A 15,044-nucleotide genomic window follows, 5' to 3' on the forward strand; every position below is an offset into this window, starting at 1 on the left:
GTTGCGCGGCGTCCTTGCAGACGTCAAACCGGCGACATGCCGGGCGTCATTTCGGTGTCATTCCATGCAGTGGAGGTCTACCGTGATTCGTATGGCCACACCGAACAGCGCACTGCGAGCGGCCCGCATGGGCCTGCTCATGTCCCAGGACGACTTCGCCCGCGCCATCCGCGACGCCGGCAACCGCGCCGGACAGCCCAACGACGCCAACAAGCGGCTCGTCCAGCGCTGGGAGTCCGGCACCACCACGGCCCCGCGCCCGGTCTACGCCCGCGCCCTGGAAGCCGTCACCGGCCTCCCGCTGGAATCCCTCGGCTTCACCATCACTGTGCCCATGGCCCGCGTCACCGAGGACGGCCACGGCGGCCACGACATGGAGGCCCCCGCCCCCGCCGTCACTCCTACGACCCCGACTCCGCAGGGCGAACCCCAAGGCGCGCACCGCAACTACTCCGGGGTGTGGCTGTCGAAGTACGAGTACTTCAGCTCCGGGCGGGACGCCGCCTTCACCGGCCTGCACTACGTCGTGCTCCTCCAGCACGGCAACCGGCTCACCGCCCGCTCCCTGCCGAACGGGTCGTCGAACCCCAACTCGCCGCTGACGATGGACCTGGAGATCGACGGGCACGTCGCCACCGGCACGTGGACCGAGCAGACCGCAACCGACGGCTACTACCGGGGAGCCCGCTATCACGGTGCGGTTCAGCTGCTCGTCGAGCCGACCGGGCGCCGTATGACAGGCAAGTGGGTGGGCTTCGGCAAGGAGTTCGACGTCAACACGGGCCCGTGGGAGCTCGTGTTCCAGGACGCGTCGACGAACCGGGCGACGCTCGCCGCCTACGACCGGCCGCCCGAGGTCTGACCCAGACACCTGCGCGCGGCCGGGATCTTCTGCTGGTCGTGCACGGCAGCCCACGGCTTGAGCCCGTCCCCGCTAGTCCGGTGCGCCTCGTCCACGACCATCAAGTCGAACGCGCCCAGGCCGGCCACGTGCGCCTGCAGCTTCCCGACTGACGCGTACGTCGCGAACACTGAGCTTCTTCGAGTTGGCCACCGATCAGGTGACGGCCGGGGAAGCGCAACGGGCGAGGCCCCTGGGCTGTTGATGGAGATGTCTGACGTCTCAACCACGTTGCTCGGGGGCCTCGTTGGTCATCTATCCTGCCGCACTCGACCTGCCTCATGCGCTCGTGGAGTGGGTGACCATGCTCGTTGTCACCCGTGAGGGCGACCGGCGCTGCAAGCTCCGCCCGTCTCAGCGCGCGATGGTGGCACTGGTGTACCTGCGCGAACACACGACCCTGGCGAAGATCGCTGCCGGGTTCGGGATCAGCGAGTCCCCCGCCCATGCCTACACCAGCGCGGTCATCCGCCTGCTCGCCGAACGGGGGCCGGGTCTGTTGAAGGTCCTGCGCGAGGCCGACCCCGACCTCGTCCTGCTGGACGGCACGCTCGCCGAGTGCGACCGGGTCGGCGACGGACGGGCCGACTACTCTGCCAAGCACCGTCGGCACGGGGTGAACGTGCAGGTGGTCACCGATCCGGGCGGCCGGCTGCTGTGGCTCTCACCCGCCCTGCCGGGCCGAGCGCACGACCTGACCGCTGCCCGCACCCACCGGATCATCCGGATCTGCGAGCGCCAGGGCATTCCCATCCTGGCCGACCTCGCCTACCAGGGCGGCGGCCCCTGGGTTAGCACCGGCATCAAGCGCAGGCCCCTGCAGGAACTGCACGGTCGTCGACGGCGGACACCGGCGGAAGCTGCGCGCGTTCGTGGAAGTCGATCGCAGCACGATGAGCAGCGAGCGCCTGGCCGTGAAACTGATCGAGTACGCGAGGCTCTTCCAGTACGAAGCCCAGCCCGTCGGCCGCCGCCGGCCGGCCTCCACCGGACCTGCGTGGCTGCGCTGGTACCCGGTCTTCCCCCGCGTGCTCTTCGTCCTCACCGGCGCCTCCCGACCCAGACTGGAGAATCGAATCCGCGATCTGCAGGCGATGGCCGCTCAGCATCCACTCGTCGCGGCCCTCGCCCGCGAGGTTCAGCTGGGAGCCGTTGTCCTGGAGGACATCGAGGAGCATGGTCCATCCGGGTCGGTGTGGGTGCCGTTGACGGGAGGCGAGGCTCGCCCGTGGACCCAGTTGTGATCACGTCACCCGCGTCTTGTTCGGCAGTCGCCTGAACTGCGCGTTGGCCCTCATCCGAACTCCTTTGGCATTATCGAACCTGTCGCGCTCGGTGCCGTGTCGGCACCGCCTTGCCGATCCGTCTCAAGGGGTTGACGACAAGAAGTCGGCGCCCCGGACTTTGGTCTGGGGCACCGTTGTAGTAGACTGTCGCGGCTAATTTTTGGGATATAGGTGGCGCAGTTTGATGCGTGCGTCGTGGGTGGTGAACTGCCAGTCCACCTGACGTTGGTCGGTGTTGGTGGCGTTCTGCCAGGCTGAGAGTTCGGTGTTGAGTGTGTTGAGGTCGCCGATCCGGCGGTCGAGGCATTGCCTGCTCAGCGCGGCGAGTTCGGTCTCGGCGATGTTGAGCCATGACCCGTGTTTGGGCGTGTGGTGGATCTCGAGGCGTTGAGTCAGGGCGAATGCCTCTTCTGGTTCGAATGCCTCGTACAGTGAGGCGATGTCGTGGGTGTTGAGGTTGTCCATCACCAGCACCACGGTCTCGGCTGCTGGGTAGTCCACGCTCAGCAGCTGCTTGACCTGGCCGGCCCAGTCGATCCGGGTCCGCTGGGACAGTGCCTGCACGCGACGCCACCCGCGTAAGGGTTCGACCCACACGAAGATGGAGCATGTGCCGCAGCGGATGTACTCGCTGTCCTGGCAGGCGTCGTGGCCAGGTCGGGCCGGGAGCGGGCCGCGGGCATGGTCGAGGAGTTGGTAGGGCTTCTCGTCCATGCACACCACCGGACGTGCCGGGTCATAGGGCCGGGCATAGACGGCCAGCACGTCTTCCATCCGGGCCGCGAACTGCGCGTTCGCTCGTGGTGGGATGGTCCAGCACTTCTTCAGGTGAGGACGCAGTTCCGTTTTTTTAAGATCCTCCCGATGGTGGAGTGGTCCAGATCAGGGATGTCCTCGACCAGCGCGACGTGCTTCTCCAGCAGCCGCAGTGACCACCGTGCATAGCCCTGGGGCGGCTGGGAGCACGCCATCGCGATCAGCCGGGCTTCGACCTCACCGGTCACCGGCGAGGGCACCGGCGGCAGGTCGCGCCTCTTCCGTGCGATTGTGGCGTGAACATCGCCGCCGGTCTCGGTGAAGCGCTTGGCGACCAGCCGCAACGTCTCACCAGAGACGCCAAGCCGGGTCGCGATCATCTCCTTGGAATCCACCTCACCCACCGAGGTGTCCAGTGCGAGCAACACTCGCGCACGCATGATCATCGAGGCTCCACGAACACCCGTCGTGGTCACCCGGACCAACTCCTCGCGGTCCCGCGCAGTCAACCTGACCGGCCACTTCTTCTGCGAACCCATGACAACAGCCCTGTCTGGCAAAGGGGAAGGAATCTGAGGCACCAACCTCCCAACCAGACACACCAGAACTAAGCAGCGACACACCACTAGCGGTGGTTTGTTGACGGCGGGTTCGTCCGGGAGTAGGCCGTGAAGGTGAAGGCGGTAACTACGGTCTGGGGGAGCCCGAGATGACGAAGAGGCTGCCGTGTACGCCCGCTCCAGGTCCGTTGGAAGCGTACGCTGCCCGGTTCGATGACCTCTTCTCCACGCTGGCTCAGCGCCGGGGGTTTCGCGAGTACCTGGCCGGGCTGCTGCTGCCGCGGGACCGGAACAAGACACTCACCTGCCTGGCCGGTACGGAACCCGTGGTCGGTGCCCAGCACGCGGCAGCCCAGCGGCTGCAGTTCTTCCTGTCCGAGTCGACCTGGGACCGGGAAGCGGTCAACGCCCGCCGCCTGGAGCTGTTGCTGGCCGATGCGGCCACTGCCCCGCACCCGGGCGGGGTACTGGTCGTCGACGACTCCGGTGACCGCAAGGACGGTCATGCGACCGCGCACGTGGGCAAGCAGTACCTGGGCTCGGTCGGGAAGATCGACCGCGGTGTGGTCACCGTGACCACGTGCTGGGCGGACGAGCGGGTCTACTACCCGCTGCACGCCGTCCCCTACACCCCCGCCCACCACTTCCCGCGCCGCAAGAGTGATCCCGCATTCCGTACGAAGCTGCAGATCGGGGCCCTCCTGGCCCGTCAGGCCGCAGAAGCAGGGGTGTCCTTCCGGGCGGTAGCAGCCGACTGTGCCTACGGCGACCACGACAGCTTCCGCCGTGAACTGTCCGACGCCCACTTGCCATTCGTGATGGCCCTCAAACGAGGCCACGGCAGCTGGCAGTACAAAGATGCCTTCCGGCCCGTCGATGCCGCCCGCGAGCTGGCCTGGCGGGGTCCCGAGCAGCCCGGTGACTGGCAGCCGGTCACCCGCGCTTTCCGCGACGGCCGCACCACCACCTGGTGGGCCGCCGACGCCCAGCTGGGCTGGGGGGGCCCAACGGCGCGATCCGGCTGGTCGTGGCCACCACCGACCCGGCCACCCTGCCCGAGAACGCCACCTGGTACTTGGCCACCAACCTGCCCCGCCCCGGCTCACCCCGCGAGCAGCACAGCCGGCACCCGGCCGCTGACCTCACCGAAGTCGTGCGGATCTACGGGCTGCGGCACTGGGTCGAACAGAGCTACAAACAGGTCAAGGACGAACTCGGCTGGGCCGACTTCCAGGTCCGCTCCGACACCGCCATCCGCCGCCACCAGACCCTCGTGAACTGTGCGTTCAGCTTCTGCTGGAACACCTGGTTCACCCCCGACCCACCTCCGCCCGCCCTGGCCGGCCCGCCATCCGCTCCCGACGCACTGTCAGGACCGGCAGAGAGGGGGAGAACCCGCGTCCCAGCAGCACCGACCGGCCTGCTGGCCCCAGGCACTACGGGCCGTCCGTGGCTGGCTGACGCCCTGGGCCACGCTGCAACGCTACTGGCGGGCATGGTCACCCAAACCCCCGCCCGCAGCACTCCAGGAGCTGATCAACACCGTCGGCTCCGGCAGACCTCTTGACCTCTACTGCCCGAGCTAACAAACCACCGCTAGGGTCCGTCTTCAAAGATCATCAGATGGTGGATCATGGTGGGGCGGTACGTCGTCATGAACTCACCGATCAGGAGTGGGAGTTACTCGCTCCGCTGATACCGCGGGCCGCCACGGGCCGGCCTCGCGTGGAAGACCGGCAGGTCATCAACGGGATGGTCCACAAGATCCGGACCGGGATCTCCTGACGTGACCTGCCGGAACGCTACGGTCCGTGGCAGACGGTGTACACCCGCTTCCGCCGCTACGCCCTGGACGGCGTGTTCACCCGGGCCCTGCAGCAGATCCAGGCCCGGGCTGACGCGGCCGGCGACATCGACTGGCTGGTGCAGATCGACTCCACCATCGTCCGCGCCCACCAGCACGCTGCCGCTACCGGCCGAAAAGGGGGCAGCAGCGGCAGGACGAACCGGACGATCACGCCCTCGGCCGATCCCGAGGAGGCCTGACCACCAAGATTCACCTCGCCTGCGACGGCAAGGGCCGCCCGCTTGCGATCCTCCTGACGCCAGGCCAACGCCACGACAGCGTCTGCGCAGGCCCTCTTCTGGAACGGATCCGCGTCCCTCGCACCGGCCTCGGCCGGCCACGCTGCAAGCCTGATCAGGTCATCGCGGACAAGGCCTACAGCGCTCGCGGCTTCCGCGCCTACCTGCGCAAGCGCGGAATCGCGCACATCATCCCGGAGAAGATCGACCAGCGACGCCACCGACTGGGCCGAGGCCGCCGCGGCGGCAGGCCCACCAGGATTCGACCGGGAGACCTACCGCCGACGCAACATCATCGAGCGCTGCTTCAGCCAGCTCAAATGCTTCCGCGGCATCGCCACCAGATACGAAAAGACCGCCACCTCCTACGAAGCGGCGGTCACACTCGCGTCGTTCCTGCTCTGGGCAAGATCCGTTTGAAGACGGACCCTAGCTGTGCACGATGCCGTAGGCCTCGGCGACGGCAGTCGCGACACAATCGGCGATCTGGTTACCGACGGCCGGTACGGCCAGCAGTTCTTCCCTGGAGAAGCGGGCGACCTCCTCCCCGGTAAGAGATGCGTCGTATTGGTACAGGGCACGGGCGGCCAGGTGGCCCGCACGGGTATGTCCGAGCAAGTCGAACAGTTTGCCTCCCACACAGCGGGGACAGGTCGCGGCACGTCGCGCCCGTTCCTTGGTGCAGGGCCGGCAGTAATCGGAGGCACGTGGATTGCCCATGGCCGACGCGGTCACCGCCGGGGTCGACCAACCGCACCGCATGGCGAACTGGCGGGCGGTCAAGGCGCTGGAAGCGTGAGGTACCACGATACCCCTCGTACATCCCGCGGTGTCGCACCGCAGGCCGATGACACCGTCCTCCAGGGTGCGCAGCGTTGTCACCTGAGTCAGTCCTCTCACTTCCCCGGTTCTTCCTGCCCGGAGACTGGGCCCAGGAGAAGGCCGGTGCGGGCGCTCTCAGCGGCGTACACGGCGAGGTGCCCGTTCCCGGGCGACAGCGTCGAGACGTGCGCAACGCGACGGCAGGCGCCCAGCACGGCACTGGCTCCCCCCTCGTCCTCTCTGATCCGCCCGGCTCAACTTTGTCCAGGTGTAACTCACCTGGCACCGAGGCGAGTTGGGGCACGCCATGCTGAGAAGACCAGTCTCGTCGGGGACTCTCCAGATTTCTACCGAGTGTCCATTGCCGCTGTCGAGCGCCCCTTTGACCAGTTTCTCCGGCTGACCAGAGGTCAGCTGCAAATCCACTGTCGCCAGCTCACCCACGCGTCCGGTCGAATAGTGCGGGTCATCCTGGACGGCTTCCGCCACGATCAGCGTTTTTCGAGGCATGGCGCGAAACAACGCATCCGTCGCCTCCACCACGCGCCACCCACCGCTTGAGAGATTGAGCAGCTCTCAGCCGTCCCCCGCGCCTGGACCATACCGACGGAAAATCGCCCTCAAGGGTGGCGCCGTCCTCTGTTCGCACGGCCCACTCATCCATGCCCCCAACAGGGACTGTAAATCGTTCGGTGTAACTGGCCCTAACAAAAGCGGGTTGATCATGTGACTGTCGGCTTGATCGCTCGTTGATGAGGGCATGGGGAAGCGTCAGTCACGGCCGTGGATCGTGTCGGACGAACTGTGGTCGCTGATCGAGCGGTTGCTACCCGAGCCAGCGCCAAAACTGGTGGAGGGACGGCCACGCGTGCCGGACCGGCAGGCTTTGTGCGGCATCCTGTTCGTGCTGCATACCGGCATCCAGTGGGAGTACCTGCCCCAGGAGCTGGGCTTCGGCTCGGGCATGACCTGCTGGCGCCGCCTGGCTGCGTGGACGAGGCCGGCGTCTGGGACCAGCTGCACCAGCTGCTGCTGAACAAGCCGCGGTCGAAGAACCAGCTGGGCTGGTCGCGGACGGTGATCGACTCTTCCCACGTCCGGGCCGCGCGCAGGGGCCCAAAAGCGGACTCAGCCCGGTCGACCGCGCACGCCCGGGCAGCAAATACCACGTCCTCACCGACGGGCAGGGCATCCCGCTCGCGGTGTCACTGACAGGCGGCAACCGCAACGACGTCACTCAACTCCTGCCCTTGTTGGACAAGATTCCGGCAGTGGCGGGAGCCGTCGGCCGACCGCGCAAGCGGCCCGACATGCTCTTCGCCGACCGCGGCTACGACCACGACAAGTACCGGCGGCTCCTGCGGCAACGCGGCATCCGGCCCGCGATCGCCGAGCGAGGACAGCCGCACGGCACTGGCCTGGGCACTTTCCGCTGGGTTGTCGAGCGGACAATCTCCTGGCTGCATGGCTGACGCCGCCTGCGGATCCGGTGGGAACGACGAGACGACATCCACGAGGCCTTCCTCGGACTCGCCGTCTGCCTGATCACCCACCGGCATGTCCAGAGGCTTTGTTAGGGCCAGTAACTCCCGATCATGGAAGGTGCATCGATGACCAGTGAGAACGTGGCCGAGCAGGAGAGTGTCGAGTCGTCAGCGGCTGTGTCGGCCAAGGCGCCGGGGCGCGGTCTTCAGGAGCGGGGAGCCGGTGGGTGCGCCGGCCGGGCGCGGTTGTGGCGTTCGTGGAGCTGCTGTTCGTAGAGGCTGGCGGGGTGGACGTGTCTGCCGGGTGACTGGAACTGGCCCGGATTGCGGTCGGGGGGTGGTGGTGCTTGTGCTCCTGTGCAGCCGATCGCCCAGTTGTAGGCGGTCGGTGGCTTCTCCACGTCGTAGGTGCCCACCGAGCAGTTCCACAGCACATTGTTGGCGCCGGCCCACCCCTGTCCGGTGCCCATCGACCGGCGGTCTTCGACGGCGAGGGTGCCGGTGGCGTTCATGCGGACTCGGTCATAGAGCGTGCCCGTCGCCCAGCGTTGGTGCGGTCCCGCGAGAAGCAGGCCTGATCCGGTGTTGACGGCGGTGCAGTTGGTGATCACATTGGGTCCCGGGACGCGGGACATGGTGGCCCAGGGCTGTACGTTGGTGCCCTTTACTCTGCAGTTCCGGATCAGTGTCTGCTGGCCGGAGATGGAGTATGCGGCTGGTGTGCCCTGGACCTTGGACGGAACCGACACGTCCAGGGACTGGGTGTTGAGGATGCTGCTGTGCAGCGCGCCAGGGCCGAAGGAGAATGCCTGGCCGAAGCGAGTCGCCGTGACCGAGCGCACCCACGAGTTCTCAGCGTTGTCCACGCTGACCAGCCTCGAGTCGAAGTAGCCCTCCCTCTGCCATGACGGGTCGGACTCGAATGCTTGCCCGTTGGCGGTGAGGTCTTCCAGGCCGGCTTCACTGATCCGGCCCGGGAACTGGTATTTCCACACCGTGGCGTTGGTGTACTTCCTCTCGAGTGCCTGAGGAAGCCGGACATCCAGGCTGATGGTATTGCCGCTGACGCGTCGGACAGTGCGCTGAAATTGGTGACCGGGGCCAGCTCGCCACTGGACGACGGGCCCGCCGTCCCGGCGTGGCGGAATACGGTCCATCCCGATCTCGTGGATCCATTTGTTCCCGATGGGGCGTTGGACGACGATGCGGTCCCCGGGCGCGAAATACCGTGCGGCGCCGTCCACATGCACCGTGGCGGAGCCCACGGGCACATAGCGGTCCGTGATGCGGTGGGCCACACCGTCTCGGGTGATCTTCCCGCGGCCGCCGATCGTGACCAGGGTATGGGGCTTTCCGGTGCCGGTGAGGACCGTTCCCGCCCCTGACCCGCGCAGGACGACGCCCGACCGGTTCAGGCGCACAGTACCGCCAATCCGGTAGGTCCCCGGCTTCAGCAGCACCGCACCCCCGCCACCAGCCGCGGCGCGCTGCACAGCGGTCTGAATGCGTGCCGTGTCGTCACCGGACCCCGCCGGGCCCACCGTGACAGCGACAGGCAAGCGGGGGACGGCCCGATCCCCGCGGTGATAGCCAACGGAGGAGAAGTCCGGAATGCGGTTTCCATACGCATCCGCACGGTAAACGAGCCGGCCGTCCTTGAAACCGATCCACGCGCTCGGCATACCCGCGCCGCCCGTCCGCGAGGCTCCCGCCTGCCAGGAAGCAGCACCGAGCACGCCCACCGCAAGCAGCACAGCGCCCAACAGCGCATACCCCTGGCGGCTACGCACACCCCGTCTGTGGCCTCTCACGTTCCGCATGGCCTCAGCAGAGCACGCAGTCGAAGACAGCCACTACTCACGCCCCTCACAAAGCACCCGCCAGCCGGACAACCGCGCCTCGCCCGAATGACCAGCCCCCATCACACCCGATCTTCGAGAGTGAGAACACGGGGCCAACGTCACACCGGACAGCAGATGGACGAATGGGGGGGAGGGCGTGGCGGTTCACCGTCTGCCGGTCATTGCCATGCCTCGCGAGAGCGGGAAACCCCTGGCCGCTCGTCCTTCGGTCGGCGCAGGACAAGGGCAGCAGAGGAAGTCAGCGATCCAACCAAGCGCAAAAGTGGTCTTTGACCTGCGTCAACCCTGGACCGGCTGGCAGGCACTCCGTGAGATGCCGCGTGCGGAGGTGTACGCCGGGGAGAATTGTCTTACAGGTTAAGAATGAGGGACGCGGCGGCATCCTTACGAGGAGCACAGGGTCAGGATGAGCTACGCGGCCGATGGGCAGGCTCGACGTCGTTGCGCAGACCTGCACCCGCGGCGGCGGTCACTCCCGCCCGGCGATCGCGAGAGGCCGGCTGCTCTGCGCGCCTCGGCGAACAGATCCCGCCCCAGGCCCGTGCCTCGTCATGATGCGGTCTGAAGCGCTCAGGACTCCTCGGCCCACTTCCAGCGGTGTGCTGCGGTCCGCCATCACCGGGCTGCCCCGGCAAGGGCAGAGCGGTTCCGCTCCACCGCGTAGTGCCCTCCCACGGCCGCGGCCGACTCCGACGAACGTTGAGCGGTGGCTCGAAAGGCCCCGCGTATCGACACGGCCGCCCGTCGCAGCTGCTGGTGTCATGCCTGCAGGCGGACGGTGACACCCACTTCACGACAGCACTACCGGCATCCCCCGCCGAACCCGCCCTTGGAGTACGCCCTGGGCACAGAGCGGCACACCGACGCCCGTACCCACAGCCACAGCCACAGCGACGAGCAGTACCTCATCCGGCACATACAGGATCGGCCACCCCTTCCACGCAGGTCTGCTCGCGCCCAGCTGTTCAGCACACTCACCAGAGTGAGCAACTCGCCACCCGCGGCCGGCAGAACTCGCATCGCCACGCGACCACCCCGGCACTCCCCACCGCCCTACCGCCCCACCAGTAACCGCTCCTGCCACCCACATCCGGCTGGGCCTGACCCTGTTGACCGCCGCGAGGCCTGGCCCTAGCCGACCGACCATCACCACCTCCGGCAGAACGCTGTTCCAACACCTCGGCTTCCACCACTAGGACCAACTCACCGCTGCAGCCGCGGCGTTGGAGATCACCCCGCCATCAACATCCTGCCGGCGACCCGCCTAGCGAACCGCTCAGAAGTCCACTGACCAGAGAAAACACCCCACACGAGAGCGATCAACGACCGACCACCACATCCGCCGGCACACCCCACTGAGAACCCCGCCGACGACCTACCGCTGGCAAAGCCCCATCCCATCGCCACATTCACTCCTGACGATCAACGGCATCGGAGGTCTGCACCACATCAGTAACAACGATTGCCCGCAAGGCGCGATCATCCGACTTTGATGACCTTCCGCTCTCAGATGCACTGATTCAAGGCGACGCGAAGGTGGCTCGAGTATCTTGTGCCGACGTTCTGACGTATTCAGTCCGCTCGGAGAGTCTCAATGCACACAAATTCTTCCGCTCGTCATACTTTCCGCAGCCTCATGCTGGCTATCGCGCTGCTGGCCCCCCTTGGCGCAGGCCTTGCAGCATGCAGTGCCGACTCTGACGATCTATCCGAGAATCACAGCAGCTTAGACCACAAAGCCGGGTCACCTATGGACAGGTCGATCCCGGTGGGGCTGAAGATCCCGGCTGTGAAGGTCGATGCAAGCTCCATGCTGAAACTAGGAGTTGACAAACACGGAAATCTCCAGATGCCATCCGTTGATCAGGCAAAAAGGCCGGGGTGGTACTCCCACAGTGTCACTCCGGGCGAAAATGGCGTTTCGGTGCTCGTTGCTCGCTTTAGGACACCCAGCGGCCCGGCACTTGTTCCGAACGGATCCCTCCTGAAGGTCGCGGACAAAATCCACATCAAGCGATCGGACGGCGAGACGGCCACCTTCATCATCACGGAAGTCGAGCAGCGAGACGTAAAGTCGATCTCCGCCACCTCACTGGATTTGAAATCGAAGCGACCTGCATTACTCCTTATCACTCCAGGATGCGCATGGACCAAGAAGAGCGCCCATCACGAGACGAACAAAGGGGATAAGGAGACCGTACATGAGAGGAAAGGGAATCATTACTGCAACATCGTCTTCTCTGCTGATCTAATGCAGCAAGTTGCCGAAAAATGAACCTTCCTGCTCTCAGCCGGCGGGATGATCAGGTGGACCCCGGCGCGGCGGCGCCGATGGGCGAAGCCGGTGGCGCAGGTATCGAGGTGAGCGGGTCGGCCCTGGCGGGGTGGAAAGGGCGGGTGGGGCGAGGCTTTACGCATATCGCGGTTCCTGCTCACCCAGCCACTGATAGGCAGCACGGCGCCGGGGACGCTGTATGACTTCGTCCAGGAGGGTTATTCACGGGCTTGGTTTCTTGATCAGCAAGACGGCCCTGCTCGGTAGCCTGGCGTTTGCGACGACGTCAGTTTTCCACCGGGGCAGGGCCGTTGAGCTGGAACGTTACGACAGGGCTGGAAGCGGATCAACTGGAGGCCTTGGTGGTCCGGGTCCACACGATGCTGGTGGAGGACCCCGATCCGCCCGTGGTGCCGGGACCGATGTGGGCGCTGGGCCTGTACAAGTCCGTGGTCCTGGTGTTGTTCCTGCTGCGGCAGAACCCCGTCCAGCAAGCGGCGGCGGAACTGTTCCACATCTCCCAGGCCACCGTCTCGCGCCGGTGGACCACGCTGCTCCCGGTGGTGGAGACGGCCCTGGCCGAGCATGTGCCCGACCCCGCCGACGCCTCACACGGCAGGATCGTCCTGGTCGACGGGACCCTGGTCACCACGTGGGACTGGGCGAGCGAGGGCACCACGATGTTCTCCGGCAAGCATCGTGACACAGGCTTCAACCTGCAGGTCGCCGCCACTCTCAGCGGGGACCTGCTCGCCGTCTCCGCGCCGGTACCCGGCAGTCGGCACGACATGTACGCCTGGTGCCAGTCCCACTTTCCCAAAGCCTTCGCCGACCGGGAGAGCATGGGGGATCTGGGCTATGTCGGCTCCGGCATGCTCACCGCCCGCCGCAAGCCACCCGGTCAGGAACGCCCCGTCAAAGACAAAGTGTTCAACCAGAGCATCGGCAAGCTCCGCGCCGCCGTCGAACGAGCGATCGCACATCTGAAGGACTGGAAGGTCCTCGCCACTCGCTATCGCGGCCCTCTCACCCGGTTCCCCCTCGTCGCCAAGACCGTCACCGCCCTCGCCTTCTATAAGAACGGCTGGTGACCCCGTGAATAAGCCTCCAGGACCTTGTTGATCGTGTCCTACGTCATGAAAGACCTCCAGGTACAAGGGGTGTGCGGCCCGCATCTGGCAGTGACTAACCTTCGCTTGCAAACCTGGGTGAATGCGACGGCACTCGCCGCTCGGCAACGCCACGCGGCGGGTGTTCTGCGGGCGCCGCACAGGGTGCCGCTGCTGTTCCCCGGAGTCGTGGGGCACCGGCCTCGATCATTCACGTGCGCGCGCCGGCTTGAGGTGATCGGTCGAGGTTGAGGTTTCGTCCTGGTTCGTCCTTCGGGTGGTGGTGACGTTCCGGCCCGTGTGTCGTCACGGGTGGTCGTCGGTTTCCACGGGCCGAGGACGGGGCGGGTCTCCTCCTTCCGGAATCGGGGTCGGTGGGGTGGCAGTCAGCCGGGGGCGGGCAGGGCCTGGACGGCGCCCCAGGCGTCGACGATGTCGGTGGATGCGGGCCAGGCGGGGTCGAATTTCAGCTCGCGTCTTCGGGCGTGGTCGGCGAGTTTCGCGGGGACGTCCAGGAGTCGGGTGCGCAGAGTGGCGGGCTCGGCCCGGGCGAGTTTGCCTTCGGTGGCCAGGAGTTGGAACCAGCGGGCGAGGTCGGTGGCCAGGGCGAGGAGGGTGCACCAGGCTTGGTTGACCTTGAAGTAGCGGGAGGGCATCAGGTTGAGGGAGAGGGCCTTGCCGCGTCGGATGCCGGCCTCGACGTGGGTGTGGGAGCGGGCTCGGGCGTCGAGGAACTGCAGTTGCCCGCCGGTGGTGTTGGTGGCGATGGCCTGGTAGCGGTAGTCGGTCTTCTTCTCGTACGGCTTGAGCTCGCGCTCGTACTTGGGGTGGATGGGTTCGCGGCGAACGATCACCCGCATCCCTTCCGGCCAGCCGGTCAGGTCGAGCATGTCGGTGATCTCGACGAGGTCGGCGTCCTTGCGCGGCTGGCCCTTGTGGTCCAGGGCCGGCGTCCACGCGGTGGCCGGGACCTTGGCCAGGGCCTTCCAGAAGTCGTCGTCGCGGGTGTGGCCGACGGAGTACTCCCAGCGGTTGGCCGCGTTGCCGCCGCCGGAGGTGATCCAGGTGAGGAACTCCATCGTGGCTCCGGCGCCGTCGGTGCGGAACAGGACCCGGCGCCGACGGCGGGTGGGCAGCTGACGCAGGCCCTCGATACTCACCGAGATGTGGTCATCGGCGGTGTTGGATCCCGCCGATCCCGGCCGCAGCCGGTTGACCAGGAGTTCTTCGGTGTTGTCGCAGAACATCAACAGCGGGTGGTGGCCATATCCCTTGAAGTTGGGCTCGGCTCCCTCCTTGCCGGAATGCGCCGGGACGACTGAGGCGTCCAGGTCCAGCACCGTGACACCGGTCAGCTCCCGCCCGTTGACCTTGATCCAGGGAAAGCCGCCCGGGCGCAGGTCGAGCTGCTGGTGGACGTGGATACGGGTCCGGGCCCGTGCGGAGGCGATCTTCGTCAGCTGGACCGGTCCGATCGCCTCCAGGGTCCGCCACAGCGTGGACGCCGAGGCCGGGCTGCCCAGGACCAGCGAGGTCTGGCGCATCACATCGATCCCGGCCATCGACCGCGCGCCCAGCAGGACCGCGCAGGCCGCCGAGACCAGGACCGTTCCCCGATCATGGACGGGACGGAAGCCCCGCCGCACCAGGGCAGCCCCGAGCGCGTCGGTCAGCCCGACCTTGTCCGCCAGACGCCGCACCGGCACGATGCCCGCCTTGCCCACCAGCTTCTTCCCGCTTGCGGACAGCGACAGATCATCGGCCCACTCTGTACGCTTCGACACCGGAAGGGTGCCTCCCCTGCACGTGATCCAGTCCTAGAGAAGCTGAATCATCGCAGGTCGGAAGCACCCTTCCTTCATGATGTGACCGACTGTCACTGCGACACCGGGCGCCATGAATTC

At 66.6% G+C, this 15,044-nt stretch carries 10 protein-coding genes and 3 pseudogenes; 8 read left to right on the forward strand and 5 right to left on the reverse strand.

Annotated elements, in window-relative coordinates; genetic code table 11:
• The first annotated feature begins 91 nt into the window (after positions 1 to 91).
• The 3 genes and pseudogenes from ABIE67_RS50610 (at position 92) to ABIE67_RS50620 (ending at position 2,145) form a co-directional block, all read left to right on the forward strand.
• Positions 92 to 862 carry an XRE family transcriptional regulator gene (locus tag ABIE67_RS50610; protein ID WP_370269860.1) on the forward strand — a complete coding sequence of 257 codons (771 nt, stop codon included), beginning with the start codon at positions 92 to 94 and terminating at the stop codon, positions 860 to 862.
• A 286-nt stretch (positions 863 to 1,148) separates the two neighbouring features.
• Positions 1,149 to 1,734, forward strand: a pseudogene (locus tag ABIE67_RS50615) (transposase family protein); the annotation flags it as partial.
• A gap of 60 nt (positions 1,735 to 1,794) precedes the next feature.
• Positions 1,795 to 2,145, forward strand: a complete 351-nt coding sequence (locus ABIE67_RS50620; RefSeq protein WP_370270848.1) for a hypothetical protein — start codon at positions 1,795 to 1,797, stop codon at positions 2,143 to 2,145.
• Between the two features lie 195 nt (positions 2,146 to 2,340).
• Here the strand turns inward: ABIE67_RS50620 and ABIE67_RS50625 are convergent, their stop codons facing one another.
• Entirely contained in the window at positions 2,341 to 3,027 is a 687-nt protein-coding gene (locus tag ABIE67_RS50625; RefSeq protein ID WP_370269621.1) for an IS630 family transposase, read from the reverse strand.
• Positions 3,012 to 3,482 carry a helix-turn-helix domain-containing protein gene (locus tag ABIE67_RS50630; protein ID WP_370252171.1) on the reverse strand — a complete coding sequence of 157 codons (471 nt, stop codon included), beginning with the start codon at positions 3,480 to 3,482 and terminating at the stop codon, positions 3,012 to 3,014. Before ABIE67_RS50630 ends, ABIE67_RS50625 begins: the two co-directional genes overlap by 16 nt.
• 209 nt (positions 3,483 to 3,691) lie before the next feature.
• On the opposite strand from ABIE67_RS50630, the gene ABIE67_RS50635 reads away from it, so the two are divergent.
• Together ABIE67_RS50635 and ABIE67_RS50640 are read left to right on the forward strand one after the other, a co-directional pair.
• On the forward strand, positions 3,692 to 4,780 hold the full coding sequence (locus tag ABIE67_RS50635) for a transposase (protein WP_370269862.1): 1,089 nt from the start codon (positions 3,692 to 3,694) through the stop codon (positions 4,778 to 4,780).
• Positions 4,781 to 5,126: 346 nt separating this feature from the next.
• Positions 5,127 to 6,008 (forward strand): annotated as a pseudogene (locus ABIE67_RS50640) (IS5 family transposase).
• Positions 6,009 to 6,017: 9 nt separating this feature from the next.
• Here the strand turns inward: ABIE67_RS50640 and ABIE67_RS50645 are convergent.
• Entirely contained in the window at positions 6,018 to 6,206 is a 189-nt protein-coding gene (locus tag ABIE67_RS50645) for a hypothetical protein (RefSeq protein ID WP_370269864.1), read from the reverse strand.
• 964 nt (positions 6,207 to 7,170) lie between these two features.
• Between ABIE67_RS50645 and ABIE67_RS50650 the strand changes: the two are divergent.
• Positions 7,171 to 7,987, forward strand: a pseudogene (locus ABIE67_RS50650) (IS5 family transposase).
• Positions 7,988 to 8,100: 113 nt separating this feature from the next.
• Here the strand turns inward: ABIE67_RS50650 and ABIE67_RS50655 are convergent.
• Positions 8,101 to 9,453 (reverse strand): hypothetical protein, encoded by a 1,353-nt coding sequence (locus tag ABIE67_RS50655; protein WP_370269868.1) that lies wholly within the window; start codon positions 9,451 to 9,453, stop codon positions 8,101 to 8,103.
• 2,071 nt (positions 9,454 to 11,524) lie between these two features.
• Between ABIE67_RS50655 and ABIE67_RS50660 the strand changes: the two genes are divergently transcribed.
• Complete coding sequence (locus tag ABIE67_RS50660; protein WP_370269872.1) at positions 11,525 to 12,031, forward strand: hypothetical protein; 507 nt, start codon at positions 11,525 to 11,527, stop codon at positions 12,029 to 12,031.
• A gap of 311 nt (positions 12,032 to 12,342) precedes the next feature.
• Positions 12,343 to 13,122, forward strand: a complete 780-nt coding sequence (locus tag ABIE67_RS50665; RefSeq protein WP_370269876.1) for a transposase family protein — start codon at positions 12,343 to 12,345, stop codon at positions 13,120 to 13,122.
• Between the two features lie 404 nt (positions 13,123 to 13,526).
• On the opposite strand, the gene ABIE67_RS50670 is transcribed toward ABIE67_RS50665, so the two are convergent.
• Complete coding sequence (locus ABIE67_RS50670) at positions 13,527 to 14,924, reverse strand: IS1380 family transposase (RefSeq protein WP_370251787.1); 1,398 nt, start codon at positions 14,922 to 14,924, stop codon at positions 13,527 to 13,529.
• Positions 14,925 to 15,044: the final 120 nt, after the last annotated feature.

It is taken from the genome of Streptomyces sp. V4I8 (assembly GCF_041261225.1).
Taxonomy (GTDB): Bacteria; Actinomycetota; Actinomycetes; order Streptomycetales; family Streptomycetaceae; genus Streptomyces.

Bases quoted from the DNA above. Each gene is read 5' to 3' on its own strand.
- ABIE67_RS50610 (WP_370269860.1), top strand. From the start codon at position 92: ATGGCCACACCGAACAGCGCACTGCGAGCGGCCCGCATGGGCCTGCTC.
- ABIE67_RS50630 (WP_370252171.1), bottom strand. From the start codon at position 3,482: ATGGGTTCGCAGAAGAAGTGGCCGGTCAGGTTGACTGCGCGGGACCGC.
- ABIE67_RS50620 (WP_370270848.1), top strand. From the start codon at position 1,795: ATGAGCAGCGAGCGCCTGGCCGTGAAACTGATCGAGTACGCGAGGCTC.